This window comes from Ruminococcus sp. MCC718, assembly GCF_018783905.1.
Classification (GTDB): Bacteria; Bacillota; Clostridia; order Lachnospirales; family Lachnospiraceae; genus Hominisplanchenecus; species Hominisplanchenecus faecis.
In genome coordinates this window covers 1-1,938 of the sequence record NZ_WQNP01000155.1, presented here as the reverse complement: position 1 = coordinate 1,938, position 1,938 = coordinate 1, and the positions used below count along the sequence as shown (strand labels likewise).

General features: G+C 41.0%; 3 protein-coding genes. All 3 read right to left on the bottom strand.

Translation table 11 applies throughout. From position 1 onward, the window contains the following. Nucleotides 1-605 (bottom strand): RNA-guided endonuclease TnpB family protein (locus GPK60_RS12740; RefSeq protein ID WP_215660488.1); only part of this gene is annotated, 605 nt, incomplete at its 3' end. A gap of 4 nt (nt 606-609) precedes the next feature. Further along, complete coding sequence (gene tnpA, locus GPK60_RS12735) at nt 610-1,023, bottom strand: IS200/IS605 family transposase (RefSeq protein ID WP_215660485.1); 414 nt, start codon at nt 1,021-1,023, stop codon at nt 610-612. A gap of 95 nt (nt 1,024-1,118) precedes the next feature. Further along, on the bottom strand, nt 1,119-1,721 hold the full coding sequence (locus GPK60_RS12730; RefSeq protein WP_173896959.1) for a guanylate kinase: 603 nt from the start codon (nt 1,719-1,721) through the stop codon (nt 1,119-1,121). Nucleotides 1,722-1,938 lie beyond the last annotated feature (217 nt).

The window sequence follows — 1,938 nt, the reverse complement described above, 5'->3', positions numbered from 1 at the left end:
TCATTCCCATTACTGTCACGATATAATTCGTGCATGGAAAAATCCAGACCTAAAAAACGCTGCATCTCCTTTTCCTGTACTTGATCTTCGTACTGAAAAAGAATACTTGCATAGTATTTTCCGCCTGGTGTCTGGCTTACTGTCACAGATTTCAGTCTGTATCCATTCAGAACAGCTCTGTGCTGTTTTAATCTGACTTGTCCGATCTTAGGCAATTTCAAATATCCATTCGATATGGTTATGTTTCCATTGATGCAGATCGTTGAATAGCTGCTTTTATTACGCTTTTTGGATTTGAACCTTGGGAAACCTGTTTTTGGCTGTTTGAAAAAATTCTGGAACGCCGTATCAAGATGTCGGAGCGATTGTTGCAATGCGATACTGTCGACTTCCCGTAAAAATGCATATGCTTCCGTTTTCTTCATCTCAGCCATTTCTTTTGCACAAACAGTGTAGGTTACATTGGCTTTGTTTTCTTCATACTGCCTGATCTTTCGGTCAAGCCAGTGGTTGTACACCATCCTCACACAGCCGAACGTCCTGGAGAACAAAATTTTCTGTGCATCATTAGGATATATTCTGAATTTATAGGCTCTGTTTGCCACGCGGTCACTTCCTTTTTCGTTCCTTTTCTCCCTGGCTTTCTATGTATTTTTTGAGTACTTCAATGGGTGTACCACCGGTTGTAAGCAGACAAAAACTCTGACTCCAGAAACGTTCTTTCCACAACTTTTGCCGTATCTGTGGAAATTCCTTCTTAAGAAGTCTGCTACTTGCACTTTTATATGCATTTATGAACTTGCTTATTTCCGTATTTGGGTGTGCCCTGAAAAGTATATGTACATGGTCTTTGTCGTGATTCCATTCTTCAAGAGTGATATTGTAATTTGGAGCAATATACTCAAAGATCTCTTTTGCCCTGCCAGACATAGTATCATCAAAAACCTGTCTGCGATACTTGACCACAAGCACAAGATGATAGTGCAGCAGGAATACTGAATGTGCATTATTATCTAAATCCATTGTATTTCACCATTTCTTTATGATTCGACTGAATATATTATACTATGATTAGAACACAATATCAAGAGGATAATGGCAGCAATTCATCTCCCACCTTAGAGGTCGGAGTCTTCTTGCTGAAAGAAGATAAATTCTGTAATCTTCTCAACACACTTCTGCAGTTCTTCATTCTGAAAACGCTTTTTTATTCCTGCCTTCTCCAGGTTTTCTTCCGAAAAATCAGCACTGTCTGCCAGAAAACGCCGACACATCTCATCATAATTCGGCTTTATCTGACTGCGTTCCCGATCCAAGGCCCTTGCCAGACGCATCCCGTCCTCAACCTCGACATAAATCGGCACAATTCGTTCTGCCCCATAATAATCCCGCAGTTTTTCATAGGAAACCAATGTTCCGATTGCCAGATAATCTTTTGTATCCAGATCTGTCTGCTCATCGTCTACCGTAAAATATTTCCAGACTCCGCCAACGACCTGATATGCCCGCAGCTCAATCACCTTCCCGGCATCCTGAAACTCCGAAAGCCTCTCTTCATCCACAAAATGATACTGCACGCCATCTGTCTCATTCGCTCTTGCCGGTCTTGTTGTATACAGTACGATCTGGTGCAGATTTAATTCCTTTTTTTTCAATATTTCCTTAAAAATCGTGTCTTTTCCAGATGAACTTTTGCCCATCATATAAAATATTTTTCCCATATTTTTCCTTACCTGTTTCCAAGAATACTTCTGATATTTTTGTTGTTCACCGCCTGCAGGCGGGAATCTCCTCACGTCTGATATAACAATGCCCCGAACAGTTGAGGGCATTCTGTTTCGTAATCTCATATCTGATAGTGAACTACTCGGTAACTGAGTTACCAGAGCATCTGAAATCTGGCGGGATACCGTCTTTTTTCAGGGTGCGTCCATGACA

Bases quoted from the DNA above. Each gene is read 5' to 3' on its own strand.
- tnpA (WP_215660485.1), bottom strand. From the start codon at position 1,023: ATGGATTTAGATAATAATGCACATTCAGTATTCCTGCTGCACTATCAT.
- GPK60_RS12730 (WP_173896959.1), bottom strand. From the start codon at position 1,721: ATGGGAAAAATATTTTATATGATGGGCAAAAGTTCATCTGGAAAAGAC.